The organism is Ensifer aridi (assembly GCF_002078505.1).
GTDB classification, from domain to species: domain Bacteria; phylum Pseudomonadota; class Alphaproteobacteria; order Rhizobiales; family Rhizobiaceae; genus Sinorhizobium; species Sinorhizobium aridi.
In genome coordinates this window covers 31,315-55,549 of record NZ_LUAV01000037.1, presented here as the reverse complement: position 1 = coordinate 55,549, position 24,235 = coordinate 31,315, and the positions used below count along the sequence as shown (strand labels likewise).

Genomic DNA, 24,235 nt, shown 5'->3' with positions numbered 1-24,235 from the left:
TAAGCTTACTGAGGAGGGGAATCAGCACCGGGGCCTGCGGAGGGGATCACCCAATCAAGCTGGAGACATTTCGATGAGCAGAACTGTGATGAATGCTGTGGGAAAGCCGCTTCACTATAGCGGGAGCTCGACGGCATGGTTTTCCGCCACCGGATCCGGACCTCAGCTTTATGGAACCGCCGGCAACGATTCGATCTGGGGCGACAGTTCCGTCAAGGTCACGATGTTCGGCGGCAGGGGCGACGACATCTATTATCTCTATTCGTCGATCAACCGCGCCTATGAAGCGCCAGGCGAGGGCGTGGACACGATCAATACCTGGATGAGCTACACGCTGCCGGCGAATTTCGAGAATCTGACGGTTACGGGAAATGGCCGGTTCGCTTTCGGCAACGACTCCGACAACATCATCAAGGGCGGCTCCGGCAGCCAGACGCTCGACGGCCGCGCAGGCAATGATGTCTTGATCGGGGCGGGTGGCGCCGACACCTTCGTGTTCGAGCGAGGCAACGGCAGCGATCTGATCACCGATTTCAACTTCGACGATACTATTCGCCTCGACGGCTACGGCTTCACGTCGTTCCAGCAGATTCTTGCCAATGTGGCCCAGGAAGGCACTGATCTCCGGCTTCATCTCGCCGGCGGCGAGAGCCTGGTATTTGCGAATACCACGGCAGACGAGCTGCAGGCTACGCAGTTCAGATTGAGCCTGGACCGCTCCGCCCTCACTCAGACCTTCTCGGATGAGTTCAATAGCCTTCAGCTGCGCAGCGGCACGAGCGGTATTTGGGATGCAAAATTCTGGTGGGCGCCGGAAAAAGGCGCCTCGCTGTCCGGAAACGGCGAGCTGCAGTGGTATATCAATCCGAGTTACCAGCCGACCGCTTCTGTCAATCCGTTTTCCGTAAAGGACGGCGTTCTGACGATCACCGCGGCGCCAGCGTCGGCGGCAATTCAGCAAGAGATCAACGGCTACGACTACACCTCAGGGATGCTGACGACGCACTCGTCCTTCGCCCAGACCTACGGTTATTTCGAAATACGGGCCGATATGCCGGACGACCAGGGCGTCTGGCCGGCGTTCTGGCTGCTGCCCGCAGATGGTTCGTGGCCGCCGGAACTCGACGTTGTGGAAATGCGCGGGCAGGACCCGAACACCGTCATTACCACGGTGCATTCGAACGAGACCGGTTCGCAGACGAGCATTGCGAGTGCGGTAAAGGTTGCCGATACAAGCGGGTTCCACAAGTACGGTGTGCTTTGGACCGAGGACGAGATCGTCTGGTATTTCGATGATGCGGCGATAGCACGCGCGGATACCCCCTCGGACATGCACAAGCCCATGTACATGCTCGTCAATCTGGCTGTCGGCGGCCTCGCCGGTACCCCAAGCGACGGCCTTGTCGACGGGTCCGAAATGAAGATCGACTATATCAAGGCCTATTCGTTCGATCCGGATTGGCAGATCTGAGAACTACAGTGCAGGAGGGCCGGCAGCGCCATGGCTGCCGGCCTATGCCAGTCTTATTTCTGAATGCAGGTATCGGCGGTGTCCTTGGTGCATTCGTCGAGACCGGTAAAGACCGGATCCTCGACCGGCTTGCCGGCAATCAGGTCCAGCATGACCTGTGGTGCCTTGTAGCCCATCTCGAAGGGTCGCTGACCGACAAGAGCGGTCACCAGTCCCTCTTTGGCGATTGCCACCTCTTCGCCGATCGTATCGGCCGCGCCGATGACGAATTCGTTCTTGGCAATCTTGTCGGCCATCGGCTTGAACAGGTCGCGATAGGGCTGCGGTGCGCCGAACAGTGGCCAGCCGCCCATGATGCCGAAGGCATCGAGATCAGGGTTGGCAGCAAGAATATCGGTCATCGCCTGAACGCCCTTGGCGCCGTCGTCATTGGTGAAGACCGGGCAGCCGGCGACTTCCGTCCAACCGCCTTCGCCCTTGAGTTCGGTGAGACCCTTCTGGCCGGTCAACGCGTCCCGCATTCCCTGAGCGCGACGCAGGATGTTGTCGGCGCCGGGATTGCCCTCGATGGTGCAGATCTTGCCGCCGTTCGGCTTGCCCTTCTTGATATATTCACCGATGCGATAGCCCATCAGGTAGTTGTCGGTTCCGAGATAGGTCTTGCGCAGCGCCGAATCTTCGGCCGCGAGATCCGCGTCCAAGGTCATGACCGGAACGGTCGGATTGGCGGTCTTCAGGGTCTGCGCAATGAGCTTGGCGTTCGAGGGCGAGATGGCAATGGCCGCGGTTTCAGCCTTTCCCAGCATATCCTGGACGATCTGCGCTTCTCCGGCCTCATCGGATGTCGATGCCGGCCCGGTATAGAAGCACTCATATTCCGAGTCCGGATTTTCCTTGTTCCACTTCTGACAACCCTGGTTGATCGCCTCGAAGAAGGGGTTGTCGAGCCCCTTGACGACGATGACGAGCTGTTTCTTCTGGGCCATGGCCGTTCCGGCGCTGAGTGCCAAGACGGCGGCGGCAAGCAATAGTGCCTTCCTCATTCCTTCCTCCCTTGAAACAAACGGACACCCATGTGCCCGCCATGCAATTTAACCCGGATACCAGACGGTGCGCGGATCATCCGGGGAGCGCTCGTAGCGCCAGGCCGATTCGATGAGCTTTTCCAGGTCGTAGGCGGGTCGCCAATCCAGGAAGTACTTGGCCTTGCTGTTGTCCATCCAATTGGAGTGGAACCGGCTCGGTATGTCGACCGAGCCGAGGCCGCGTGTGTGGGCAAGATAGGCGGCGACCTCTCCGTAGTCGACCGGTCGATCCATCGAAATATTGAAGAGCTCACGGCTCGCGCGTGGATTGTCGAGCGCCGCGAGAATCGCCGAGACCAGGTCATCGACATGCACGAAGTTGCGCTTCAGCGGCCGCCCGTCGACATCGCGCAAGAGCGGCACGGTGCCCTCCCGCGCATAGCGCTTCGCATCGGCTTCGGGAACGAGCGTCTTCCAATCCGGCCCACCGAACACGTCCTCGCCGAAAGACAGCGAATATTTGAAGTCGTCCTTCTCCATGATCCAAGGGGCGCGCAGGCAGCAGGCATTGATGCCGTACTGGATGCCGTATTGCGTGAGCATGACCTCTTCCAGCACCTTCGACAACGCGTAACAACCCGGATAGGCGCGGTGCGGAACCGCCTCGGTAATGGGCGCGTCGTAGCGATAGTGGAAATGGCCGATGCCGGCATCGCCGCCGATGAGGATGAACTGCCTAGCGGTGGCACTCGTGCGGAACCCTTCGAGCAGCCAGAAGAGGCCCTTGACCGTGACGTCCATGACATCGTCGGGCGTTTCCTTGCAGGTGGCGAGATGCACGACGTGGCTTACACCGGAAAGCGCCCGGTCGACGACATCGCGGTCCGCAATCGAGCCGCGCGCCACTTCGATCCGGTCGGTTTCGGCGCACGCGCGATTGTGGCACAGCGCGCGAATGCGCGCCTGCGAAAAACGCGGATCGTCAAGCAGCCCCGCGATGAAGTGCCGCCCGACCTTGCCGGTTGCCCCGGTGACAAGGATCAGCATGCTCTCCTCCCACCAATAGCTAATATCCGCTTTTCTCGAACGTCAACGACTATTTGTATTACAATATGGTTTCGACCGTAATGCGCCCAATATTTGTAGGACAATTGATTGACGCTCTCGTGCGCTTTTGCGTAAATGGACATCAATTGTTTTCCGGGGAGGAGACTTGGGAAACGGTCCAAGCGGCGGCAGGCACGCCGGTTTCGGGAGGCTAGACGGCTGTGGCGGTCCTCGAACTCGCCAATATTTCCAAACATTTCGGAGCCATACAGGCCGTCAGCGATGTTTCGCTTTCGCTGCATGCGGGCGAGGTGGTCGGGCTCATGGGCGACAATGGCGCCGGCAAGTCCACCCTGGTCAAGATGATAGCCGGCAACTTCCGACCGAGCCACGGCACGATCCGACTCGACGGGGCGGACCTCGTCCTGCATCGTCCGGTCGAGGCGCGGCAGCACGGTATCGAGATCGTCTATCAGGACCTGGCGCTCTGCGACAACCTGACGGCGGCCGCGAATGTTTTCCTTGGGCGCGAGCTCAGGCGCGGCGTCGGACCGCTGCGCGTCCTCGACCATAAATCGATGTACCGGCGCGCCGGCGAGATCTTCAAGGAGTTGAAGTCGGAAACCCGGGCTCGCGATCTCGTCAAGCAGATGTCTGGTGGGCAGCGGCAGGCGGTCGCCATTGCCCGCACAATGCTTTCGCGAGCGAAGATCGTTCTGATGGACGAGCCGACGGCCGCGATCTCCGTGCGGCAGGTGGCGGAGGTCCTGAACCTAATCCGGCACTTGCGCGACAGCGGTATCGCCGTCGTGCTGATCAGCCACCGCATGCCCGACGTGTTCGACGTCGCAGACCGCGTCATCGTGATGCGCCGGGGCAGGAAGGTCGCGGACAAGCCGATCGCGGCAACGTCGCCGGAAGAGGTGACGGGCCTGATTACCGGCGCCATCGAACAGGTGTGAGCGAGTCCATAAATTGCGGCGGGATGCGGGCGGAAAACCGCACGCATTTTCCTCATCTCGCTGAAGGAAAGCGAAGGTCGACCATGGCAATTACGCTCGATCGGGCAATCGAACACAAACAGCGGGGCTGGGTGGCGTCCATACTGGGGAGCCAGACCTTCTGGGTTCTGGTCGCCGTCATTCTCGCCTGCATCTTCCTGTCGGTGACCACCGACTCCTTCGCCACGCCGAAAAACCTCTACAACATCACTCGCAACTTCACTTTCGTCGCGATCATCGCCCTCGGCATGACGCTGGTGATCATCACCGGCGGCATCGATCTTTCCGTCGGCTCGGTGCTCTGTCTCTGCAGCATGGTGCTCGCCGTCGTCATGAATGCGGGCTACAGCATCGAGGTGGGCATTGCCGCCTCGATCGGCACGGCGCTCGTGATCGGGGCGTTCAATGGTGCCATGATCGCCTACCTCGGCTTTCCACCCTTCGTCATCACGCTCGGAATGCTGTCGATCGCGCGCAGTCTCGCGATGGTGGCCTCCAACAACACCGTCGTTTTCCAGTTCGGGCCGGATCACGACACGCTGCTCGCGATTGGTGGCGGCGCCTGGTTCTTCGGGATCGCCAACCCCGTGCTTTACATGATCGTTCTGGCACTGCTGACCGGCTTTGTGCTGCGCTGGACCCGGTTCGGCCGCTACGTCTTCGCGATCGGCGGCAACGAACACGCGGCGACGCTGACCGGTGTTCCGGTCAGAAGGATCAAGCTCGCCGTGTACATGATCTCGGCGCTTGCGGCCGGGATCGCCGGCATCATCCAGACTGGCTGGCTCGGTGCCGTGACCACCAATATCGGCGCGGGGATGGAGCTTCAGGTCATCGCCGCCGCCGTCATCGGCGGAGCCAACCTGGCGGGCGGCGTCGGCACGGCCTCCGGCGCCCTGATCGGAGCAGCGCTGATCGAGGTGATCCGCAACAGCCTCGGCCTGCTGGGCATCAATGCCTTCTGGCAGGGGACCTTCATCGGCGGCGCCATAGTGTTTGCCGTCCTCTTCGACCGAATTCGCAACTTCCGGCAAAGCGAGTAGCGGATCGGCCTGAAGCGATATGTGAAGACCTGCCCGTATTCATGTAAAACGCAAGGCAATCGAGCGCATGTCAGCCCTTGGCGAGAATGCGCCGCATCTCTTCCATGGCTGCTTCGCGCTGCGGGTCGCGGCCGGCTGCATAGGGAAGGGTGAAGGGGACGGTAACGTCGGGCTCGACGCCGTGGCCCTCCAGCCGGACGCCATCGTCGATGACGGCGTCGGAGACCGCGACCTCGAGGAGGCTGTCGTCGGGCAGGAGATAAGCGCGTCCGGCGAGCAGCGCGCCTGCCGTCCGCGTTCCGACGAGCGGTATGCCGTTAGCCTTCAGCGCATAGGCGAAGAGTTCGAGGCCGCTTCTCGCACCCTCGTCGATGATGGCGACCACCGGCCGGCGCCAGCGGACATTGGCAAGGATGTCCTTGCCGCTGCGCGGGATCAGCCGGAAGGACGGGGTGTCACCGACGAAAAGCTCCGCAGCGTCAGGTGGGCCGCCACCCCAACGGCCGCGCAAGTCTACGATAATGCCGTCGGTATCCTTGAGACGGCCGGTGGCAAGCTCACGAGCGACGATCTCCAAACCATCGGGAGCGGACAGCGTCCAGAGACGCAGGTAACCGATCCGGCGCCCCTCGCTTTCGCTCACCGCTATGCTCTCCTCGATCGCCTTCTCGAACGTGCGCAGCGGTCTTAGCCGTTCGACGGCGGCGGTCACGGTGAAAGGTTGCGCGCCCGCATCACGGCGCAGCGCTATTTCCACGCTTCGACCGCGCTTGTTGCGGAAGGATTCAATCTCACGATAGGGCGCTCCATCGACCGAAAGGATCTCGTCGCCGACCCGGATGCCGGCGCGGTCCGCCGGTGAGCCGTCATAGACGTCGCTGACGAACCGCAGGCCGTTCTCGATCCGCGTGACCATGCCGATGCCAACATAATTGGCCTCGCCGTCCGGGGGGAACAGCCGCTTCATATCGTGGCGGATGGCATAGCGGAAGATATCGGCGAGTTCGTAATAGTCGATCGTGTCCGGCTTGAAGCGCGCCGTGTGCGACGCGTCCAGGCTAGCGAGGACGCGCTCGATCGCGGCATCCACCCGGGCGTCCGGGCTTTTCGCCGTCACCGGATCATCCTCCAGTTCCCGCCTCACGGCCGCACCGAAGCGGTCGAGCGCGGAGGCATCATGAAAGTTGTCGACGACAAGCGCGACGGCGCGGTCGAAGACCGGCTCGCCAGAACGCGGCAGATCACGGCCTAAGCCGTGGCTGGGGATGGCGAAAAGCAGGAATGCCGTCAGGAGGGTAGCGGACGTCTTCAAGTGCATGGACCGATCTCCGTTCACCGAGAGATCAATATCGGGGCAATCGCGGCCGCAATGAAGACGGCGTTCAACAACATTCCGTGAGCCGTCGCCGCGGATGTCCGCTCGGCCCGGTTTAGGAGAGCCGCATGGCACAAGACGTTCCCCGGAACATTGGACGAGTATTGCGGTTCTAGGTTCCTGCTACCGCAGGTCGCGAAGGAAGGAGCAATGGGCGTTTACCTGACAGGTCTGGTATCGCTGCTGCTTGCCGCCCTCAGTCTCGGACCCTCCTTTGCCCATGTTCTGGAGGCACCGCCGCGACTGTTCGTTTGGTCGCCGGAATTGTGGCGTGAGGCCACGGTCTTCAACGGCCAGTTCGCATTCTTTGCGAAGGTCGGCGCTCCGCTCGATCTGGGAGCCATATTGGCGGCGTCCCTTCTCTCCTATCTGCTCGCCAGCGAGAGGCCCGCTTTCTGGTTCGCCCTTGCCGGCGCAGGTCTCTTGGCTGCCGGACTGGCGGCATGGGTGACGCTTGTCGCGCCTGCAAATGCGCTGCTGGCGACCTGGAAACCAGGGCCTATACCGCCCGATTTCGAGGCCGTGCGCCTCAGATGGGAAACCGGCCACATGGTCGTCGCGGCAGCGAAGGTCATGGGTTTCGCGTCAATCGCGCTCGCCCTCCTGGCGCCGCGCCTGGCAAGCGGGTCGCCTTAGTTCGATCGGGATATTCCTGCCTCTGCGAGTCGACGATACGGTGGCAGAGAGCGGGGAATTCGGGATTGGCGAGTCTTCATGGTTCCTGGCGTACCGATCATGGCGGACGAGGGCTCCCCTCAGAGCGCTATGGCCGTCGCGATCAGGATGAGGCTGATCAGGCCGAGCGCCGCCCGTACGACATGCGACCACTCCCAGCGATCACGCAATGCGGTCCAGTCCTCGCCCCCCTTTTCGTCAGAGCCGCGTGAGGCGCCGACGGCAAAGAAGCGCGCGCCCGCCCCTTCGAGCCTCGTGTCCTTGAGCCAGAAATTGTTCACCGGATGCGCCAGTATCCAATAGGTCGCATGCATCGCCAGCATTCCGACGAGAGCGGCTGCGATCAGCCAGGAACCGGGCGTTCCGGCCGGAGTCAAAAGGAGAAGGATGGCCGTCAGGAGCAGCGCTGCCGGCTCCGCTGCGCCGCCGATCGTGAAACCCGGGTAGTAGATCGCCTGAACCGCCAGGTACTGGTCCTTCTGCAATCGCAATTTGCCCGGCCATTCGAGCGCATGGGCAAGGGCGAGCGCCGTTGCGGTCGCGACTAGTACGATCGTGAGAACTTCTACCGTCACGAGCATGATGTCGATCCGATTGTGCTTCAGCTATCGGCCGAACTCCACAATGCGGATTCGGTTCCATCCGCCGTCGGGCTCAGCCGCGGCTTCCGGTCTGGCGCAAATGGCCGAAGCGGAAGCGGCCCGCAGCGGCGGCGCGCACCATCATCATCTCGCCGATCGTCTCATGGGTCATCAGCCCGATGAGGCGGTCCGCACTGTCGAGAACCGCGACGGCCGGTGAACCGGACTCCTGCATGAGCCGCAGGCTCTCCTCGAGGCGCTTGCGGTGATGGATCGTCGGTATGTCGCGGCGCATGGCGGAGACGACCGGCGTTGTCGGGCCTTTCTCCTTCAAGGTGCGGATCATATCGTCGCGCGTCAGCAGACCCTCGAAATGGCCGGCTGCATCGACGACCGGGAACTCACGCTGCGTGGTCGCCAGCAACGTCTCGATCGCATCGTCGATGGTCGCGGATCGGTCGAGACTCGCGAACTCGGTGACCATCACATCGGCGATCATGACGCTGCCGGAGATCTCGCGGATCTGCGCGTTCTGCGCCTCGGCCGTCGCGGCGAGATAGACGAAGATGGCGATGAAGATCAGCAATGGATTGTAGAACAGGCCGACGAAGCCGAAGACGAAGGCAAGGCCCTGGCCGATCATGGCCGCGATCTGTGTGGCGCGCGACCAGGAAAGCCACGAAGCGAGCGCCGCCCTGAGCACTCGGCCACCATCCATCGGAAAGGCCGGGATCATGTTGAACAGGACGAGGAAGACATTGACCCCGGCAAGCCTTCCGAGGAAGCTCCTTTGAGGATCTTCGACCCCTTCCATCTGCTCCATCCCGACCGAGCTGCCGAGCATGATGAAGAGCACCCCGGCGATGGCGACGTTCACCAGTGGACCGGCGATGGCGATCACGAATTCCTCGCCGGGCTTTTCCGGCATGCGCTCGAGCCGGGCGACTCCGCCGATCGGAAGAAGCGTGATATCCGGCGTCTTGATGCCGAAACGGCGGGCGGCGGCGATATGACCAAATTCGTGCAGCACGACGCAGACGAAGACGGCGATCACGAAGGCGATGCCCTCGATTGCCGCCGGTGTGCCTCCGATCCGGTAGTGCATCAGCCAGATCCAGACGAGCAGCAGCGCAAATGTCACGTGCACGCGTAGCGCCGTGCCGGCGATCGTTCCAATTCTGAAGGACCAAGCCATGAGCGATATGCTCCGTCATGCTGCGACGTCGCGGGGTGTCCCTTGGGAGGCGGCAATCGCCATCTTCGCGACAGGTCGCGGCCCATGATGACAGGCGCGGCCGCCATAGACAATCGACCGTTGGAAGCCGGACCTGTTGCCTAATCGGCGAGGTGAAGGATCGTTCCGCGCCATGAAAGGCGGGGCGACCGAGGCGGCGCGGGTGCGAAAAAACGCGATCATCCGAAACCGCTTGGAATATCTCTTTCATGCGCCCACATGGCGTTCATATCGGATTTTGTGATATTAAACAAAATCGTTGAAATAAAAGATCATCCAGTTTAGCTTCGGCCAAAATCGAATTCAATAAACGAGGAAACCCATGCGAGCGAAAGCGACCCTTAACCGGGAATACACCATCTCGACTGTCGACAAGCGGGTTTATGGCTCCTTCCTGGAGCACATGGGCCGTGCGGTCTATACCGGCATCTACGAGCCCGGCCACGAGAAAGCGGATAAGGACGGCTTTCGTACAGATGTGCTCGAGATGGTGCGCGACCTCGACATGCCGATCGTGCGCTATCCCGGCGGCAATTTTGTTTCCGCCTATCGTTGGGAGGACGGCATTGGGCCGCGGTCGGAACGCCCGGTACGGCTCGATCTTGCCTGGCGTACGCGGGAGACCAACCAGATCGGCGTCAACGAATTTGCCGATTGGGCAAAGCTTGCGGGGACCGAGATGATGCTGGCGATGAATCTCGGCTCGCGCGGCCTCGATGACGCCCGCAACTTCCTGGAATACTGCAACCATCCGGGCGGCACTTACTGGAGCGATCTGCGCGCCAAGCACGGCTACAAGGAGCCGCATAATGTGCGCATCTGGTGCCTCGGCAACGAGATGGACGGGCCATGGCAGGTGGGCCACAAGAGCGCCGCCGAATATGGCCATCTCGCAAACGAGGTCAGCAAGGCTTTCAAGTATTTCGACAAGACGCTTGAGACCGTGGTTTGCGGCTCCTCGAACGACAAGATGAAGACCTATCCGGAATGGGAGGCGACCGTCCTCGATGCGAGCTATGACAGTGTCGACTATATCTCGCTGCACAAATACTTCGGCAATGAGGAGCAGGACACGCTCAACTACTACGCCAAGGCCATCGATCTCGACCGCTACATCGTCACGATCGGCGGCGTCATTGATTACATCAAGGCGAAGAAGCGGTCCAAACGCGACGTGAAAATCTGCTTCGATGAGTGGAACGTCTGGTACCACGACCGCAAGGAGGACGGCGAGCGCATCGCCAATTGGGACTGGCCGGAAGCGCCACCGCTCCTCGAAGAACTCTACAATCTCGAGGACGCGATCTTTGTCGGGTCGCTGCTGAACGTCTTCATCCGCCGCTCCGACCGGGTCAAGATCGCCTGCATGGCGCAGCTGGTCAACGTCATCGCGCCCATCCTGACCAAGGCCGGCGGACCCGCCTGGCGCCAGTCGATCTACTATCCGCTCCAATATGCCTCGAAATACGGGCGCGGCACGGCCCTCACCGTGGCGCAGGCAGGCCCCACCTATGATTGCGACATCGCTCAGGACGTGCCTTACCTCGATCTCTCCGCGGTGCTGCAGGAGGACGGCAAATCGATCGCCGTCTTCGCTGTCAACCGCAGCCTCGACGAGCCTCTCGGCCTCACCATCGACCTCCAGGGCTTCAAGGGGACAAAGATCGTGCAGCATCAGATGCTCGCCGGCGACGACCTCAAGGCGCGCAACTCGGTCGAGGATCAGAACCGCATCGTGCCGAAGCCGGGAAGAGAGCTGACGATCGACGATGCAGGCGCGCTCGTCGGCTCGTTGCCGCCAAAGTCCTATCACTTCGTCCTCATTTCCGTCGCTTCCGCTTGAGCGGCTCGGTTTGGGGCTGCTGGAGGAGCGGCCCCGGACCGGCATCACCATCGGGGAGGTCTAATGTCCGGAATCAAATTGACCGGCGTCAGCAAGTCGTTCGGCGCCGTGAAGGTGATCCACGACGTCGACATCGAAATCGAGCAGGGCGAGTTCGCCGTCTTCGTCGGCCCGTCCGGCTGCGGGAAATCCACGCTGCTCCGCATGATCGCCGGGCTTGAGGAGACGACGGGCGGGGAGATCAGTATCGATGCGGAGGACGTCACCCACAGGGAAGCCTCGAAGCGCGGCGTCGCCATGGTCTTCCAGTCCTACGCCCTCTATCCGCATCTCTCCGTCTTCGACAACATGGCCTTCAGCCTCTCGATTGCGAGGCGGCCGAAGGCGGAAATCGAGAAGAAGGTCAGGGCGGCCGCGGAGATTCTCCGGCTCTCGGACTATCTGGCCCACAAGCCGAGCCAGCTTTCCGGCGGCCAGCGTCAGCGCGTGGCGATCGGGCGGGCGATCGTTCGTGAGCCCCGCGTCTTCCTCTTCGATGAGCCGCTTTCCAATCTCGACGCCGAACTCAGGGTAAAGATGCGCATGGAAATCGCCCGTCTGCACCGCCAGATCGGCGCAACCATGGTCTACGTCACCCATGATCAGGTGGAAGCCATGACGCTCGCCGACAAGATCGTCGTCCTGAAAGGGGGCGTGGTCCAGCAGGTCGGCGCGCCTCTCGAGCTCTATCGCAACCCCGACAATATGTTCGTTGCGGGCTTCATCGGCTCGCCGGGGATGAATTTCCTCAGGGCTCGGGTTGCCGCCGGCGCGAGCGGCAGACTCACGATCGAGCTCGACGACGCGCCCGGTATTCCGTTCGAAATCCCGGCAAAGGCCGGCCTGCCCGCCGGCGAACAGATATTTGTCGGTGTGCGGCCGGAGCATATCGCGCTCGGCGCGCGGGAGGGAGGCATCCCTTTGAGCGCCACGGCCGAGTTCATCGAGGAATTGGGCGGGACCGGCTATTTGCACGCGCTGACAGCGACGGGCGAGGAGATGACGATCGAATGCCGCGGCGAGGAGAGGCCGCAACCCAAGCAGCCGATCCGTCTCACCCTAGCACCCGAAGAGCTGTTCGCTTTCGGCGATCGAGGTGTCCGGCTGCGTTGATATCCGAAATTCGGATTGAGAACGCAATTGCCAGCCACCGGAAGCATACCCGGGCTTCGGACGAGAGGACGTCCGGGCAGGGGAGGAATGCGGCGCGAGCCGCGGGACTTGGAGCGTCATGACAGGAGGAGAGAGACGTGAAGAAGCTACTGAGACTTGCCTTTGCTGGTGCGCTGGCGATCCTGCCCTCGGCAGGCGCTTATGCGCAAACCGATATCACCTGGTGGGACTTCTTGAGCGGCGGCGACGGTGTCCGCATGAAGGCCCTCATCAAGGAGTTCAACGATACCCATCCGGACATTCGCATCAACGCGACCACGCTCGAGTGGGGTGTCCCCTTCTATAGCAAGGTTCAGACGGCGGCGGCCGTCGGCCAGCAGCCCGACATCATGACCTATCATTTGTCGCGCTTCCCCCTCGCGATTCCATCGGGCGTTCTGCGGCCGCTCGCACCTGAAGAGCTCGCCGCGGCCGGCATCAAGAAGGAGAACTATGTCGAAGCGAGCTGGAATTCGGCCTTGGCCGACGGCAAGGTCTACGGCATTCCCTTCGACGTCCATTCCATAGTGCTCTACTACAACAAGAATATCCTCAAGGAAGCGGGTCTGCTCGGCGACGACGGTCTGCCGAAGGGGCTGGATGGCGTGGACAATTTCAACGCCGCGCTTGAGAAGATCAAGGCGACAGGCAAGGTCCAGTACCCGCTTTCGCTGCACACCGACGAAGGCGGCTCGATGTGGCGGGTCTTCTACACGCTCATTTCCCAGCAGGGCGGGAAATTCATCGAAGGCGAGGAGATCCTGCCTGGAGACACCGGCGTCAAAGCGCTGACGACGATGGCGAATTGGGTATCGTCCGGCTATTCGCCGCAACTCATCTCCTACGAGGCTTCGATCGCGCTCTTCACCTCGGGCAAGGCGGCGATGCACATCAACGGCGTGTGGGAAGTGCCGACGATGGTGGACCTTGAGAAGAACGGCAATCTCGGTTTCGAGTGGGGCGCCATTCAGATCCCCGTGCTGATGGGTCAGGCGGCCACCTGGGCGGACTCCCACGCCTTTGCCGTGCCGCATAGCGACGTGAAGCCGATCACGCCCGAGAAGCTGAAGGCCGTGCTTCAGATCATCGCCTGGATGAACGAGCACAGCCTCTCCTGGGCGGGCGCCGGTCACATCCCGGCCTATAAACCGGTGACCGAAAGCGCCGAGTTCAAGGCGATGCAGCCGAATGCGACCTACGTCAAGCTCGCCGACACCGCCGTCTTCGATCCCGTCTCGCCGCTCGCCGGCGTCGGTGGACCTATTTACGAGGCAACGCAGAACTTCGTCGTCCCCGCACTGAACGGTCAGCTCGATCCCGCGGATGCCATCGAGCAGATGCGCGAGGAACTGCAGGGCCAGATGTAGTGACACTCCACGGACCGGTTGGCCCCGCCGGCCGGTCCATCCGGACGCCAAACGGGAGGACTATTGCGGTGCTGACGAGCGAGAGACGGACCAAGACGCTGACCGCCGTTTTGATGATCGCGCCATTCGTGATCACTTATCTGACGGTTTTCGCCTATCCCGTCTACAAGATGTTCGCCTTGAGCTTCACCGACGCGCCGCTGATCGGCGACGGCCGGTGGATCGGTTTCGCCAATTATCTGAAGCTGCTCAATCAGAAGCTCTTCTTCACCTCGGTGTGGAACACCGGCTACTTCGTCCTTCTGACGGTGGTGCCGAACACATTGGTCGGCCTCGGCCTGGCGCTGATGGTCGTGCGCCTTAAAGGCTGGCTGCAGAGCCTCGTGCTGGTGCTTTTCTTCCTGCCCTATATTCTCCCGGTGTCGGTCGTGACCCAGATCTGGGAGTGGGTGCTCGATCAGCAATTCGGTATTGCCCGATACGTGATCGAACTCTTCACCGGCCGGCGCATCAGCGTCTTTCGTGATCCCATCTGGGCGATGCCGATGGTGGCGCTCGTCACGGTGTGGTGGACGAACGGCTTCAATCTGCTGCTCTTCATCGCCGGATTGCGCAACATCCCGGCAGACTACTACGAGGCGGCGATGCTGGACGGCGCGACACGCTGGCAATGCTTCCGCCGGATCACGTGGCCGCTGATCTGGCCTGTCACCGCGCTCGTGTTAACGCTGCAATTGATCCTGCAATTGAAGATCTTCGACCAGGTTTACCTGATGACGGAAGGCGGCCCTTTCAACTCGACTTATGTGCTGCTCCAGCTCGTCTATCGCGAGGCGTTTCGCCTGAACCATGGCGGGCTCGGCTCGGCTGTCGCGGTCTTCCTGTTCCTGATCATCGTCACCGTCTCGGTACTGCAATACCAGCTCTTACGCGTTAGGGGGCGCTGAGCGATGCAACGGAAATCCGTAGGCAACATTCTTCTCCTGGTTCTCACCTTGTGCGTCGCCTGTATGTGGGCCTTTCCGCTCTATTGGGCGGTGGTGACGTCGATCAAGCCGGAGCAGGAGGTCGTCACCAAGACGACCTTCATCCCGGACGTGTTCAACTTCTCGGCCTATTATTTCGCCCTGTTCGAGACCAATCTCGCTTCCTGGTACGTAAACTCGCTTGTCACCTCCATCACCGTCACCGTGGTCGTGATCCTGATCAGTGTGATGTGCGCCTATGCGCTGTCGCAGATCGTTTTTCCCGGGCGAAGGCTTCTCTACGGCATCATTCTCGCAAGCTTCATGGTCCCCTCCCAGGCGCTCGTGGTTTCGCAATTCGTGCTCATGTACCGCTTCGGCCTGATCAACACCTGGGGCGGCATCATCCTGCCCCAGCTCATCGTCCCGGTCGTCGTGATCGTTTACAAGCAGTTCTTCGACTCCGTGCCAAAGGAACTGCGCGAGGCGGCGAAGCTCGATGGCTGCGGCGATTTCCAGATCCTGTTCCGGCTCTATCTCCCGCTCAATTGGGGGATCACCACCGCGCTCGCGATCATCACCTATATCATGGCGTGGAACGCCTTTCTGTGGCCCTTCCTCGTCACGAATTCGGAGGAAATGATGACCGTCACCGTCGGCATCACGCAGGTAGACGACGCCTTCGGCGTGAAATATGCGCGTGACATGGCGGTCGCCATTCTCGCCGCGCTGCCGGTCGCGCTTGCCTATCTGCTCTTCCAGAAGCGGGTGACGCAGGCACTGATGCTGTCGTCGGGGATAAAAGGATGAGCCTCCGCGCCATCTTTGCCCGGTCCACGGCCATCTCTCCCAGGCCGTGGGCCGGGCTCGACCTTGAAACCATGCAACAAATTGCGCTCGCGTGTGGTATCAGCGCAGATCAGCCAGTGCTTTAGCCGGAGTGTCAGTAGCAGAGAATGGAGACGAAGCTTCTCACAGTGGACCCGATCAAGGATGTCGAGGTCGTCCAGGCCTTGGGCTCCCCGACGCGGATCGAAATTCTCAATCTGCTGCGCCAGAAAGGGCCGCTGAACGTCAACGACATTGCGGCTCACATGGGCCTGCCGCAATCGACGACGGCGACGAACTTGAAGTCGCTCGAAAAGGCGGGCCTCATCCAGACACATACGATGAAGGCGACCAAGGGCAATCAGAAGATCTGCTCCAGCATCTATGGCGAGATCCTGATCCGGTTCGATGATCGTACCAGCCTTGCGGATGACGTCGTGACCGTCAGCATGCCGATCGGTCTGTTCACCGAATTCGAGGTCGAGGCACCCTGCGGACTTTGCTCGGTCAACAACGTCATCGGCATGCTCGACGTGCAGGAAGTCTTCCTCGATCCGCAACGCATGCAGGCGGCACTGCTGTGGTTCACACGCGGCTATGTCGAATACAAGTTCCCGAATAATGCCAAGGTCACGGGGCGGCCGGTCCGGAAGATCGAGTTTTCGGCCGAACTGAGCTCCGAAACGCCGGCGACCAACGCCAATTGGCCCTCCGATATTTCCATCTGGATCAACGGGATCAAGGCCGGCTATTGGACTTCGCCCGGCGACTTCGGCGACCGCCGGGGCCTGTATTCACCGGCGTGGTGGAAACTCAGCGGCTCGCAATACGGCAAGCTCAAGACCTGGACCATCGACGATCGGGGAACCTGGATCGATGGCGCAATGGTATCGACGCAGACGATCACCTCGCTTGGCATCCCCGATCATCATTCCATCCGCTTCCGCATCGGCATCGACGAGAAGGCGGAAAACCCCGGCGGTCTCAATATCTTCGGCAAGGGCTTCGGCGATTTCGATCAGGACATCGTCATGACCATGTATTTCTAAACCTGTCCCGGAGTGGAGGGGGAGGCGCTTCAGATGCCCTCGGCACTTGCCGCATCGACGAGCCAGTCCCGGAAGGCGACCATTGCCCGTGTCTCGGCGCGCGATTGCAGGCGCGTCAGCCAATAGCTGCCCAGCGTGACGGCGGTGTCGAAAGGTTGCCGGACGGTATCCGCCTGCAAATGCCGGGAAAACATCAGGGGCGGGGCCAAGGCGACGCCCGCGCCCTGTTGTGCGGCTTCCATCATGGCAAGCGAGGAATCGAAGACTATGCTCTTCGTCAGCGGCATGTTCGTCGACAATCCCGCAGCCGCAAACCATCGCGGCCATTCGTCTGCACGGTATGAACGCAAAAGAGTGAACCTGAGCAGATCGGCCGGTGTTCTCAACTTCTCGGCAATGGCGGGGACGCATAAGGGGGAAAGCGGCGCTTGAAGGAGTCGCACTGCGTCGACCCCGTGCCACGCGCCGCTCCCGAACCGGATCGCATAGTCGAGTCCCTCGGCGGCGATATCGACGCGATTGTTGTTTGTCGAAAGGCGCAGGTCGACGAAGGGATGCCTTGCATGAAAGTCCCGCAGCCGGGCAAGCAGCCAACCGACCGCGAATGTTCCCACGGCACCCACTCGGAGAACCTCGCGAAAGTGGCCGCCTTCGAAGCGCTCCAGCGTGCCGGCGATGCGGTCGAAGGCCTCGCGCAGTGCCGGCAACAGCGTCTCGCCTTCATGTGTTAGCATCAAACCGCGAGGCAGCCGTTCGAACAGGGTAACGTTCAAATGGCTTTCGAGGCTCTTCACTTGATGGCTCACCGCAGCCTGCGTGACGCATAATTCGATCGCGGCCCTGGTGAAGCTCAAATGGCGCGCCGATGCTTCGAAGGCTCGAAGCGCGTTCAAGGGCAAATGAGGACGAACCATGGAGACACACCCAAATTTTTCTAATAGGTCGGGCAAGATATTGTCGTTTGCGGCAGCCGTACAGACGCCGTATCTCCGCTGGGCCCGCCTGCTTCTTGCGGTTGTATAGGGGCCGTGAGAGCCGGTTTGCGGTAAATTGCTGGTATCCTGCTCGGTTGCCGGCCGCAATCCGCGACGCATGCGGGCGATCCTGGAAACGCGAGGTCTATGTATCTGCTATGAAAAAGATTTCCGCCGCGAGAATCGCATTTCTCATCGCCGCTCCTCTTTTCTGCGCAACTCACGCATACGCCACCGATAAGAGCGATAAAAGCCTACTTAAGCGAGCCGTCGACGAGGCGATCCGTCCCGTCATGGAGGAAAATGGTGTTCCCGGAATGGCCGTCGCGGTCACAGCCCAGGGAAGGAGATACCTCTTTAATTATGGCCTCGCCTCGAAAGAGAGCGGACAAAAGGTCACCGACGGCACGCTTTTCGAAATCGGCTCGATCAGCAAGACCTTCACCGCCACGCTCGCCTCCTATGCTGAAACGCGTGGAACCCTGTCCTTGTCGGACAAGGCCAGCAAATATCTGCCGGCGCTCGCCGGAAGCAGCTTCGACAAGATCAGCCTTCTCGATCTCGGCACCTATACGGCGGGCGGCCTGCCGTTGCAGTTCCCGGATTCCGTTACCGATCAGCAGAGCATGATCGCCTATTTCAAAACGTGGCGACCAAACTATCCCGCCGGCACACACCGGGTCTACTCCAACCCCAGCATCGGCCTCTTTGGCTACCTCGCGGCCGAAAGCATGGGGGAGCCCTTCGACGACTTGATGGAGAAGAAGCTTTTCCCCGAACTTGGGCTGACGAGGACCCACATCAGGGTGCCGGAAGAGCGGATGCAGGACTATGCCCACGGGCATACGAAGGATGGCAAGCGGGTCCGGGTAACGCCGGGCGTTCTCGGCTCGGAAGCCTATGGCGTGAAGACGACCGCAGCCGATCTGATCCGATTCGTCGAGGCAAATATGAACGGTGCAGGATCCGACGTCGATCTCAAGCGAGCGATCGCCGCGACGCACACCGGATATTTCAAGGTCGGTGAGATGACCCAGGGCCTCGGATGGGAGATGTACCCCTATCCGACGCAGCTTGAGGCCCTGCTTGCCGGGAACTCCACGCAGGTGAGCCAGAAGCCGAACAAGGTGACGAGGCTCGATCCGCCACTTGCGCCCCAGGAAAACGTCCTGATCAACAAGACCGGCTCGACCAGAGGATTCGGCGCCTATGCCGCCTTCGTGCCGGCGAAAAACATCGGTATCGTGATCCTGGCAAACAAAGTCTACCCCATTCCTGCCCGTGTGAAGGCCGCGTACCACATATTGAAAGCGCTGGACGACGAACTCGCCGCGGCCGCCGCTCGCTAGCGTGGGCCAAGCATGCCGCCCCGATAGGACGAATGGCCGCCCGTCACATAAGTGGCGGGCGCGCGCTGCCCACCCGTCACATCAGCGGGACGGCGCCGATTGCCGGCTCGAAGCCGACTCCGCGGCGCCTCAAATCATTATGTGCTCAATAGGCCCTGGGCGGCACGAACAGGCAGATTGTCTTGCCATAGGCTTTGCCCTCGGCAGAGCACCAGTGGTACTCGCCGTCAGGCGATATGCGAACCCTCCTGTCGGCATAGGGGAGAACTTCGCCCGTAGCTCTTATGATGAAGCCTTGAGGTCGCTCGCTTACGGCGGTCTGGGCCACCTGGCGGCAGTCCAGATTTGAACAGCAGGACGTCGGATATTGCCAGCCGCTAGGAGCATCGTGGGCGAAGGCTGTCGTCGACAGCCCGGCGAAGAGGAGGAAAAGTCCGCGCATGGCATCTCCTTTCAGGAACAGTCGCCATCTCGGGGTCGACTGCAACCGGCAGGGGTTCACTGCAGCGCCCCGAGTCCCGCAGGACGCGAAAAGGTCGCTGCAGCAGTTAGCATTGCCACATGACTTTGCGCTGCAATCGGTTCCGATTTAAGGAAAATCACGCGGCAAGCTACAAACCTGCGGAGCGCCGAATTGATCCATTGCGGCGGAGAGGTGGTCGTCAGCCGAACGCGTCGCTTTCGCCTTCGACGAGTTCCATCGGCCATACGGCGTTCACCAGCGCCTGCGGGTAATGGTGCTTGAAAGCGGGCATTGTCGACAGCAGGGTCTCGGCGAGCGCTATGCCGAGATCACGCAGTGACAGGCGGAAGCAGGTAAGCGGCGGCGAAAGGAAATGCGCATGCGGGCTGTAGCGCCCGATCACGGCGATATCGCGCCCCGGCCTGACGCCGGCTTCCGAGAGCGCCTGGTAGAAGCCGATCGCGATTGTTTCGTTGACGAGCAGGATCGCGGTCGGCCGCTCTTCGAGCGCCAGGAGATCGCGGGCGATCTGGTAGCCCCCGGCCTCGGTAGGGGTCGAGCGGAAGATCAGTTCCTCGTCCAATGTCAGCCCATGCGCGGCAAGCGCCTCGCGGCAGCGATCGACGAAGACATAGCCGAGGTTTACGTCGTCGTGCGGCCGGGTGACGGCGATGCGCCGATGCCCGCGCGCCACCAGCCGGTCGATCGCGGTTTGCGCCATGCCTTCGAAGTCGAGGTCGAGCCATGGGCGGCCAGCGTCCGTCAAGCTTCGGCCGAGGGTGACGAAGGGGATGTTGCGCTCGGCGAGAAACTCGATGCGCGGGTCGTGCCGTCGCGTCGCCGAGAGGATCAGCCCGTCAGCAAAGCCGCGCGCGACGACGCGGCGCAGATAGTCGCTGGGATCTTCCTCGGAGGAGCAGAGCAGGGCGACCAAATCGAGCTTGTGTCTAGCGAAGACGGCTTGCACGCCGTCGAACACGCTCATGAAGAAGGTATCGCCCTGGCCGGTGATCTCCGTGCCGGTCTGTATCATGAAGCCGATGATGTTGGTGGTTCCCTGTCTGAGGCTGCGGCCGGACTGGTTGGGCACGTAGCCAAGTTCCTGGGCGGCCGCCATCACGCGTTTGCGCGTCTCCTCATTGACATCGGGGCGGCCGTTCAGCGCGCGAGATACCGTTCCAATCGAGATGTCGAGATGTTGCGCCAGGCGCCGAATTCCCTTCATGCGAAGCGCTTCCTCCTTCAGCCGTCCCTTCGATCATCATGATTTGGACCGCGCCGACGGGAAATCATAAAGGTGATCGATTCTAAGAAGTTAGAGCGGTGTGGCGGGCGGAAAACCGCACGCGCCTTTCTTCCTCCGCTCGAGTCTTTCCGAATTGCTATTGACATGTTTCGGAAAGTCCGCATAGTTCCGTAAACGTTTACGGGCGCCGAAACAAGGCGAAATCGTAGCTTTGTGGGAGGAGAATCGTGATTTTGCGCGCAGTTCTGTGCGGGTGCGGAGCCATGGCCAAAGGCTGGCTCAAGGCGATCGCCGCCGACCGAGAACTTCAATCGACGATCCGCATCGTCGGGCTCGTCGATGTGAATCCGGGGGCCGCCAGCGCGCTCGCCGCGGAGTTCGGCGTCAAGGACGCCATGATCGGCTCCGATCTCGATGCGGTGCTGACCGAAACGGCGCCGGATCTCCTGTTCGACATCGTCGTTCCGGCCGCTCGCCGCGACGTGGTCGCCACGGCGCTGAAGCACGGTTGTCACGTCCTCAGCGAAAAGCCCATGGCCGCGTCGCTCGAAGCCGGCCGGGAACTGATCCAGCTTGCCAGGGAAGCCGGAAGGCTGCATGCGGTCGTGCAGAACCGTCGTTTCATTTCCGGCGTGCGCCGCATCCGCCGTTTCGTCGAAAGCGGTGCGATCGGCGACCTCACCGCCATTCACTGCGATTTTTTCATCGGCGCGCATTTCGGCGGCTTTCGCGAGGAGATGGAGCATGTGCTGCTCGTCGACATGGCTATCCACACATTCGACGCCGCCCGGTTCATCGCAGACAAGACGCCGCTTGCCGTATATTGCCACGAGGACAATCCGAAGGGCTCCTGGTACGCGCACGGCGCGGCCGCTACCGCCATCTTCGAGCTCTCCGACGGCGTGACCTTCAGCTATCGCGGCTCCTGGTGCGCCGAGGGTGCCAATACGAGCTGGGAGAGTGAGTGGCGGGTCATCGGCACGAAGGGCACGCTGCTTTGGGACGGGGCCGAGGATCTGCGAGCCAACCGGGTGGCCGGCAGCGAGGGATTCCTGCGCGAGCTCGCCCCGATCGAGGTTCCCGATCCGGCCGATCCGCGAGAGACGCATGGGCATGCCAGCGTGATCGCGGATTTCGTCAGGGCGATCCGCTCCGGCACGAAGCCGGAAACGGTGGGCGACGACAATATCAACAGCCTGGCCATGGTCTTCGCGGCGATCGAGAGCGCCCGCACCCGGCAACGCGTGACAATCTGAACGAGGCATCTGATGAGCAATCCAGCCAAGTCCATCCGCATAGGCACCATGGTCAGCGCCACCAAGGGCGAAGCCGCAAAGCGCATCGGCGAGATCGCCGACCTGGGCTTCGAAAGCTTCGAGCCCTTCTTCTGGCAGACCACGAACGGCCAGGATCTCGCAGAGCTCGGCAAGCGCTGCCGGGACGCGATCGGCGATCGCGACATCACCATCTCGACGCTCGGCATGTTCGGCAATCCACTGGAGGAGACCGATATCGACCTCCAGACGCTCGAGGGCTGGAAGGATTGCATCGACAACGCCCATCATTTCGGTGCGACCTGCGTTGCGGGCTTCACCGGCCGCATCCGTAACCGGCCGCTCACCGACAGCTTGCCGCGTTACCGCAAGGTCTGGCGCGAGCTCGCCCAACGTGCGGCCGACAAGGGCGTGAAGATCGCCTTCGAGAACTGCGCCATGGACGGCAATTGGGCGACCGGCGACTGGAACATCGCCCATAATCCGGATGCCTGGGAACTGATCTTCAACGAGACGCCGGACGATCACATCGGCCTCGAATGGGAGCCCTGCCACCAGATGGTTTATCTGATCGACCCTCTGCCGCAGATCCGCAAATGGGCCCACAAGTTTTTCCACGTACACGGCAAGGACGCGACGATCCGCTGGGACGTCATCCGCGAGCACGGCATCTTCGGCAAGGAGAAATTTGTCTTCATGCGCACGCCCGGCTTCGGCGACAGCAACTGGACCGACATCATCTCGGAACTGCGGCTCGCCGGCTGGTCCGGTTCGATCGACATCGAGGGTTGGCACGATCCGGTCTATCGCGACGCGCTGGAAATGACCGGCCAGGTGCACGCGCTCAACTACCTGAAACAGTGCCGCGGCGGTGAGTTCATCGTCGATCCGGCCTGAGACATGCCTGACGGCCGGCGTGGAGGGCGCCGGCTGCGGGAAAACCAAGAGGAGGAGTCTATGGGTATCCGCAGATATGCAATCCTGGGCGCGTTCGCCCTTGCCAGTGTTTCCTTGCCGGCATTCTCGGCAAGCGCGGAAGATGTCACGATCAGCGTCTGGTCGCTCGACCGCGACATTCAGCCAGCACCGAACTTGATCAAAGATTTCAACAAGCTCAATACCGGTATTAAAGTCGAATATCGACAGATTCAGTTTGACGATGTCGTCAGCGAGGCGATGCGCGCCTATTCCACCGGGCAGGCGCCGGACATCATCGCGGTCGACAATCCCGAACACGCGCTCTTTTCTTCACGCGGTGCATTTCTCGATCTCACCGACATGATCGCCAAATCCTCCGTCGTGAAGACCGAGAACTATTTCCCGGGTCCGCTCGCGTCCGTGACCTGGGAAGGCAAATATTACGGCATTCCGAAGGCGACCAACACGATCGCGCTTTACTACAACAAGGACATGTTCAAGGCGAAAGGCCTTGATCCGGAGAAGCCGCCGCAGACCTGGAACGAACTCCTCGAGGCGGCGCGCAAGCTGACGGACCCGGCCGCGAACGTGTACGGCCTTGCCTTCTCCGCCAAGGCGAACGAGGAGGGGACCTTCCAGTTCCTGCCTTGGGCGCAGATGGCAGGCGGCGGCTACGACAAGATCAATTCCGAGGGTGCGGTGAAGGCGCTCGACATCTGGAAGAGGATCCTCGACGAGAAGCTCGCTTCCCCCGATACGCTGACGCGGGGCCAATGGGATTCGACCGGCACCTTCAATTCCGGCAATGCGGCGATGGCGATCTCCGGCCCCTGGGAACTCGATCGCATGATCCAGGAGGCGAAGTTCGACTGGGGCGTGACGCTCCTGCCGGTGCCGGAAGTCGGCGCCGAACGCTCATCTGCGATGGGTGATTTCAACTGGGCGATCTTCGCCAGCAGCGAGCACCCCGAGGAAGCTTTCAAGGTGCTTGAATATTTCGTCTCTCAGGACGACCGGATGTTTAAGGATTTCGGACAACTGCCGGCGCGCTCCGACATCGCCATTCCGCCGACCGGTGAGCCGAAGAAGGATGCGGCGCTCAAGGTCTTCGTCGAGCAGTTGAAATACGCAAAACCGCGCGGCCCGCATCCGGAATGGCCGAAAATTTCCAAGGCTATCCAGGACGCGATCCAGGCTGCTTTGACCGGGCAGATGAGTTCGAAGGAAGCGCTCGACCAGGCAGCCGAAAAAATCAAGGCGGTCCTGGGCTGAGAAGCCGTCGCTTCCATCAGCGGTAGCGTTCACCGGATTGCCAC

22 protein-coding genes are annotated in these 24,235 nt (G+C 61.4%); 14 read left to right on the top strand and 8 right to left on the bottom strand.

Going from position 1 to position 24,235, the window contains the following annotated elements; translation table 11 throughout:
• The first annotated feature begins 73 nt into the window (after window positions 1–73).
• Window positions 74–1,471, top strand: a complete 1,398-nt coding sequence (gene eglC / locus AYK65_RS28120) for an endo-1,3-1,4-beta-glycanase EglC (protein WP_026615108.1) — start codon at window positions 74–76, stop codon at window positions 1,469–1,471.
• Window positions 1,472–1,524: 53 nt separating this feature from the next.
• On the opposite strand, the gene AYK65_RS28115 is transcribed toward eglC, so the two are convergent.
• Together AYK65_RS28115 and AYK65_RS28110 are read right to left on the bottom strand one after the other, a co-directional pair.
• A complete protein-coding gene (locus AYK65_RS28115) occupies window positions 1,525–2,514 on the bottom strand; it encodes a sugar-binding protein (RefSeq protein WP_026615107.1) in 990 nt (329 codons plus the stop codon).
• A 48-nt stretch (window positions 2,515–2,562) separates the two neighbouring features.
• Window positions 2,563–3,543, bottom strand: coding sequence for an NAD-dependent epimerase/dehydratase family protein (locus AYK65_RS28110; protein WP_081162521.1), 981 nt, complete (start codon window positions 3,541–3,543; stop codon window positions 2,563–2,565).
• 221 nt (window positions 3,544–3,764) lie between these two features.
• Here AYK65_RS28110 and AYK65_RS28105 point away from each other — a divergent pair, with 221 nt between their 5' ends.
• Complete coding sequence (locus AYK65_RS28105) at window positions 3,765–4,505, top strand: ATP-binding cassette domain-containing protein (protein ID WP_026615105.1); 741 nt, start codon at window positions 3,765–3,767, stop codon at window positions 4,503–4,505.
• A gap of 83 nt (window positions 4,506–4,588) precedes the next feature.
• Window positions 4,589–5,587, top strand: coding sequence for an ABC transporter permease (locus AYK65_RS28100; RefSeq protein ID WP_081162518.1), 999 nt, complete (start codon window positions 4,589–4,591; stop codon window positions 5,585–5,587).
• 70 nt (window positions 5,588–5,657) lie between these two features.
• Here AYK65_RS28100 and AYK65_RS28095 read toward each other — a convergent pair whose 3' ends face one another.
• A complete protein-coding gene (locus AYK65_RS28095) occupies window positions 5,658–6,905 on the bottom strand; it encodes a S41 family peptidase (RefSeq protein WP_026615103.1) in 1,248 nt (415 codons plus the stop codon).
• A 207-nt stretch (window positions 6,906–7,112) separates the two neighbouring features.
• Here AYK65_RS28095 and AYK65_RS28090 point away from each other — a divergent pair, with 207 nt between their 5' ends.
• On the top strand, window positions 7,113–7,598 hold the full coding sequence (locus AYK65_RS28090; RefSeq protein WP_081162516.1) for a hypothetical protein: 486 nt from the start codon (window positions 7,113–7,115) through the stop codon (window positions 7,596–7,598).
• A 119-nt stretch (window positions 7,599–7,717) separates the two neighbouring features.
• On the opposite strand, the gene AYK65_RS28085 is transcribed toward AYK65_RS28090, so the two are convergent.
• Both AYK65_RS28085 and AYK65_RS28080 read right to left on the bottom strand, forming a co-directional pair.
• Window positions 7,718–8,218 carry an anthrone oxygenase family protein gene (locus AYK65_RS28085; RefSeq protein WP_081162514.1) on the bottom strand — a complete coding sequence of 167 codons (501 nt, stop codon included), beginning with the start codon at window positions 8,216–8,218 and terminating at the stop codon, window positions 7,718–7,720.
• A gap of 73 nt (window positions 8,219–8,291) precedes the next feature.
• Window positions 8,292–9,413 carry a site-2 protease family protein gene (locus tag AYK65_RS28080; RefSeq protein ID WP_026615100.1) on the bottom strand — a complete coding sequence of 374 codons (1,122 nt, stop codon included), beginning with the start codon at window positions 9,411–9,413 and terminating at the stop codon, window positions 8,292–8,294.
• A gap of 361 nt (window positions 9,414–9,774) precedes the next feature.
• On the opposite strand from AYK65_RS28080, the gene arfA reads away from it, so the two are divergent.
• The 6 genes from arfA to AYK65_RS28050 all read left to right on the top strand — a co-directional run bounded on the left by arfA (window position 9,775) and on the right by AYK65_RS28050 (window position 16,695).
• Window positions 9,775–11,295, top strand: a complete 1,521-nt coding sequence (gene arfA, locus AYK65_RS28075) for an arabinosylfuranosidase ArfA (protein WP_026615099.1) — start codon at window positions 9,775–9,777, stop codon at window positions 11,293–11,295.
• A 63-nt stretch (window positions 11,296–11,358) separates the two neighbouring features.
• Window positions 11,359–12,447, top strand: coding sequence for an ABC transporter ATP-binding protein (locus AYK65_RS28070; protein WP_081162511.1), 1,089 nt, complete (start codon window positions 11,359–11,361; stop codon window positions 12,445–12,447).
• A 137-nt stretch (window positions 12,448–12,584) separates the two neighbouring features.
• Complete coding sequence (locus AYK65_RS28065) at window positions 12,585–13,853, top strand: ABC transporter substrate-binding protein (protein ID WP_081162508.1); 1,269 nt, start codon at window positions 12,585–12,587, stop codon at window positions 13,851–13,853.
• 71 nt (window positions 13,854–13,924) lie between these two features.
• Window positions 13,925–14,800 (top strand): carbohydrate ABC transporter permease, encoded by an 876-nt coding sequence (locus AYK65_RS28060; protein WP_081162690.1) that lies wholly within the window; start codon window positions 13,925–13,927, stop codon window positions 14,798–14,800.
• A gap of 3 nt (window positions 14,801–14,803) precedes the next feature.
• Complete coding sequence (locus AYK65_RS28055) at window positions 14,804–15,628, top strand: carbohydrate ABC transporter permease (RefSeq protein ID WP_026615095.1); 825 nt, start codon at window positions 14,804–14,806, stop codon at window positions 15,626–15,628.
• A 146-nt stretch (window positions 15,629–15,774) separates the two neighbouring features.
• Window positions 15,775–16,695 carry an ArsR/SmtB family transcription factor gene (locus AYK65_RS28050; RefSeq protein WP_046116747.1) on the top strand — a complete coding sequence of 307 codons (921 nt, stop codon included), beginning with the start codon at window positions 15,775–15,777 and terminating at the stop codon, window positions 16,693–16,695.
• A gap of 29 nt (window positions 16,696–16,724) precedes the next feature.
• Here AYK65_RS28050 and AYK65_RS28045 read toward each other — a convergent pair whose 3' ends face one another.
• Window positions 16,725–17,609: a LysR family transcriptional regulator gene (locus AYK65_RS28045; protein WP_081162502.1), complete on the bottom strand. Its 885-nt coding sequence runs from the start codon at window positions 17,607–17,609 to the stop codon at window positions 16,725–16,727.
• A gap of 218 nt (window positions 17,610–17,827) precedes the next feature.
• Here AYK65_RS28045 and ampC point away from each other — a divergent pair, with 218 nt between their 5' ends.
• Window positions 17,828–19,018, top strand: a complete 1,191-nt coding sequence (gene ampC, locus AYK65_RS28040; RefSeq protein WP_026615092.1) for a class C beta-lactamase — start codon at window positions 17,828–17,830, stop codon at window positions 19,016–19,018.
• Between the two features lie 145 nt (window positions 19,019–19,163).
• Here ampC and AYK65_RS28035 read toward each other — a convergent pair whose 3' ends face one another.
• Window positions 19,164–19,460: a hypothetical protein gene (locus tag AYK65_RS28035; protein WP_026615091.1), complete on the bottom strand. Its 297-nt coding sequence runs from the start codon at window positions 19,458–19,460 to the stop codon at window positions 19,164–19,166.
• 220 nt (window positions 19,461–19,680) lie between these two features.
• Window positions 19,681–20,706 (bottom strand): substrate-binding domain-containing protein, encoded by a 1,026-nt coding sequence (locus AYK65_RS28030; protein ID WP_081162499.1) that lies wholly within the window; start codon window positions 20,704–20,706, stop codon window positions 19,681–19,683.
• A gap of 245 nt (window positions 20,707–20,951) precedes the next feature.
• Here AYK65_RS28030 and AYK65_RS28025 point away from each other — a divergent pair, with 245 nt between their 5' ends.
• From AYK65_RS28025 to AYK65_RS28015, 3 genes are read left to right on the top strand one after another with little or no spacing between them, the layout of a single operon-like run.
• Window positions 20,952–21,983 (top strand): Gfo/Idh/MocA family protein, encoded by a 1,032-nt coding sequence (locus AYK65_RS28025; protein ID WP_081162496.1) that lies wholly within the window; start codon window positions 20,952–20,954, stop codon window positions 21,981–21,983.
• Window positions 21,984–21,995: 12 nt separating this feature from the next.
• Window positions 21,996–22,898 (top strand): sugar phosphate isomerase/epimerase family protein, encoded by a 903-nt coding sequence (locus AYK65_RS28020; RefSeq protein WP_026615088.1) that lies wholly within the window; start codon window positions 21,996–21,998, stop codon window positions 22,896–22,898.
• 60 nt (window positions 22,899–22,958) lie between these two features.
• Window positions 22,959–24,191, top strand: a complete 1,233-nt coding sequence (locus AYK65_RS28015; RefSeq protein ID WP_026615087.1) for an ABC transporter substrate-binding protein — start codon at window positions 22,959–22,961, stop codon at window positions 24,189–24,191.
• Window positions 24,192–24,235 lie beyond the last annotated feature (44 nt).

What these genes read in the sequence shown, in the direction of transcription:
- AYK65_RS28110 (WP_081162521.1), bottom strand. Translation starts at nt 3,543, where the DNA reads ATGCTGATCCTTGTCACCGGGGCAACCGGCAAGGTCGGGCGGCACTTC.
- AYK65_RS28020 (WP_026615088.1), top strand. Translation starts at nt 21,996, where the DNA reads ATGAGCAATCCAGCCAAGTCCATCCGCATAGGCACCATGGTCAGCGCC.
- AYK65_RS28090 (WP_081162516.1), top strand. Translation starts at nt 7,113, where the DNA reads ATGGGCGTTTACCTGACAGGTCTGGTATCGCTGCTGCTTGCCGCCCTC.
- AYK65_RS28070 (WP_081162511.1), top strand. Translation starts at nt 11,359, where the DNA reads ATGTCCGGAATCAAATTGACCGGCGTCAGCAAGTCGTTCGGCGCCGTG.
- AYK65_RS28050 (WP_046116747.1), top strand. Translation starts at nt 15,775, where the DNA reads ATGGAGACGAAGCTTCTCACAGTGGACCCGATCAAGGATGTCGAGGTC.
- AYK65_RS28095 (WP_026615103.1), bottom strand. Translation starts at nt 6,905, where the DNA reads ATGCACTTGAAGACGTCCGCTACCCTCCTGACGGCATTCCTGCTTTTC.
- AYK65_RS28055 (WP_026615095.1), top strand. Translation starts at nt 14,804, where the DNA reads ATGCAACGGAAATCCGTAGGCAACATTCTTCTCCTGGTTCTCACCTTG.
- AYK65_RS28080 (WP_026615100.1), bottom strand. Translation starts at nt 9,413, where the DNA reads ATGGCTTGGTCCTTCAGAATTGGAACGATCGCCGGCACGGCGCTACGC.
- AYK65_RS28045 (WP_081162502.1), bottom strand. Translation starts at nt 17,609, where the DNA reads ATGGTTCGTCCTCATTTGCCCTTGAACGCGCTTCGAGCCTTCGAAGCA.
- ampC (WP_026615092.1), top strand. Translation starts at nt 17,828, where the DNA reads ATGAAAAAGATTTCCGCCGCGAGAATCGCATTTCTCATCGCCGCTCCT.
- AYK65_RS28015 (WP_026615087.1), top strand. Translation starts at nt 22,959, where the DNA reads ATGGGTATCCGCAGATATGCAATCCTGGGCGCGTTCGCCCTTGCCAGT.
- AYK65_RS28100 (WP_081162518.1), top strand. Translation starts at nt 4,589, where the DNA reads ATGGCAATTACGCTCGATCGGGCAATCGAACACAAACAGCGGGGCTGG.
- AYK65_RS28115 (WP_026615107.1), bottom strand. Translation starts at nt 2,514, where the DNA reads ATGAGGAAGGCACTATTGCTTGCCGCCGCCGTCTTGGCACTCAGCGCC.
- AYK65_RS28085 (WP_081162514.1), bottom strand. Translation starts at nt 8,218, where the DNA reads ATGCTCGTGACGGTAGAAGTTCTCACGATCGTACTAGTCGCGACCGCA.
- AYK65_RS28035 (WP_026615091.1), bottom strand. Translation starts at nt 19,460, where the DNA reads ATGCGCGGACTTTTCCTCCTCTTCGCCGGGCTGTCGACGACAGCCTTC.
- AYK65_RS28030 (WP_081162499.1), bottom strand. Translation starts at nt 20,706, where the DNA reads ATGAAGGGAATTCGGCGCCTGGCGCAACATCTCGACATCTCGATTGGA.
- arfA (WP_026615099.1), top strand. Translation starts at nt 9,775, where the DNA reads ATGCGAGCGAAAGCGACCCTTAACCGGGAATACACCATCTCGACTGTC.
- eglC (WP_026615108.1), top strand. Translation starts at nt 74, where the DNA reads ATGAGCAGAACTGTGATGAATGCTGTGGGAAAGCCGCTTCACTATAGC.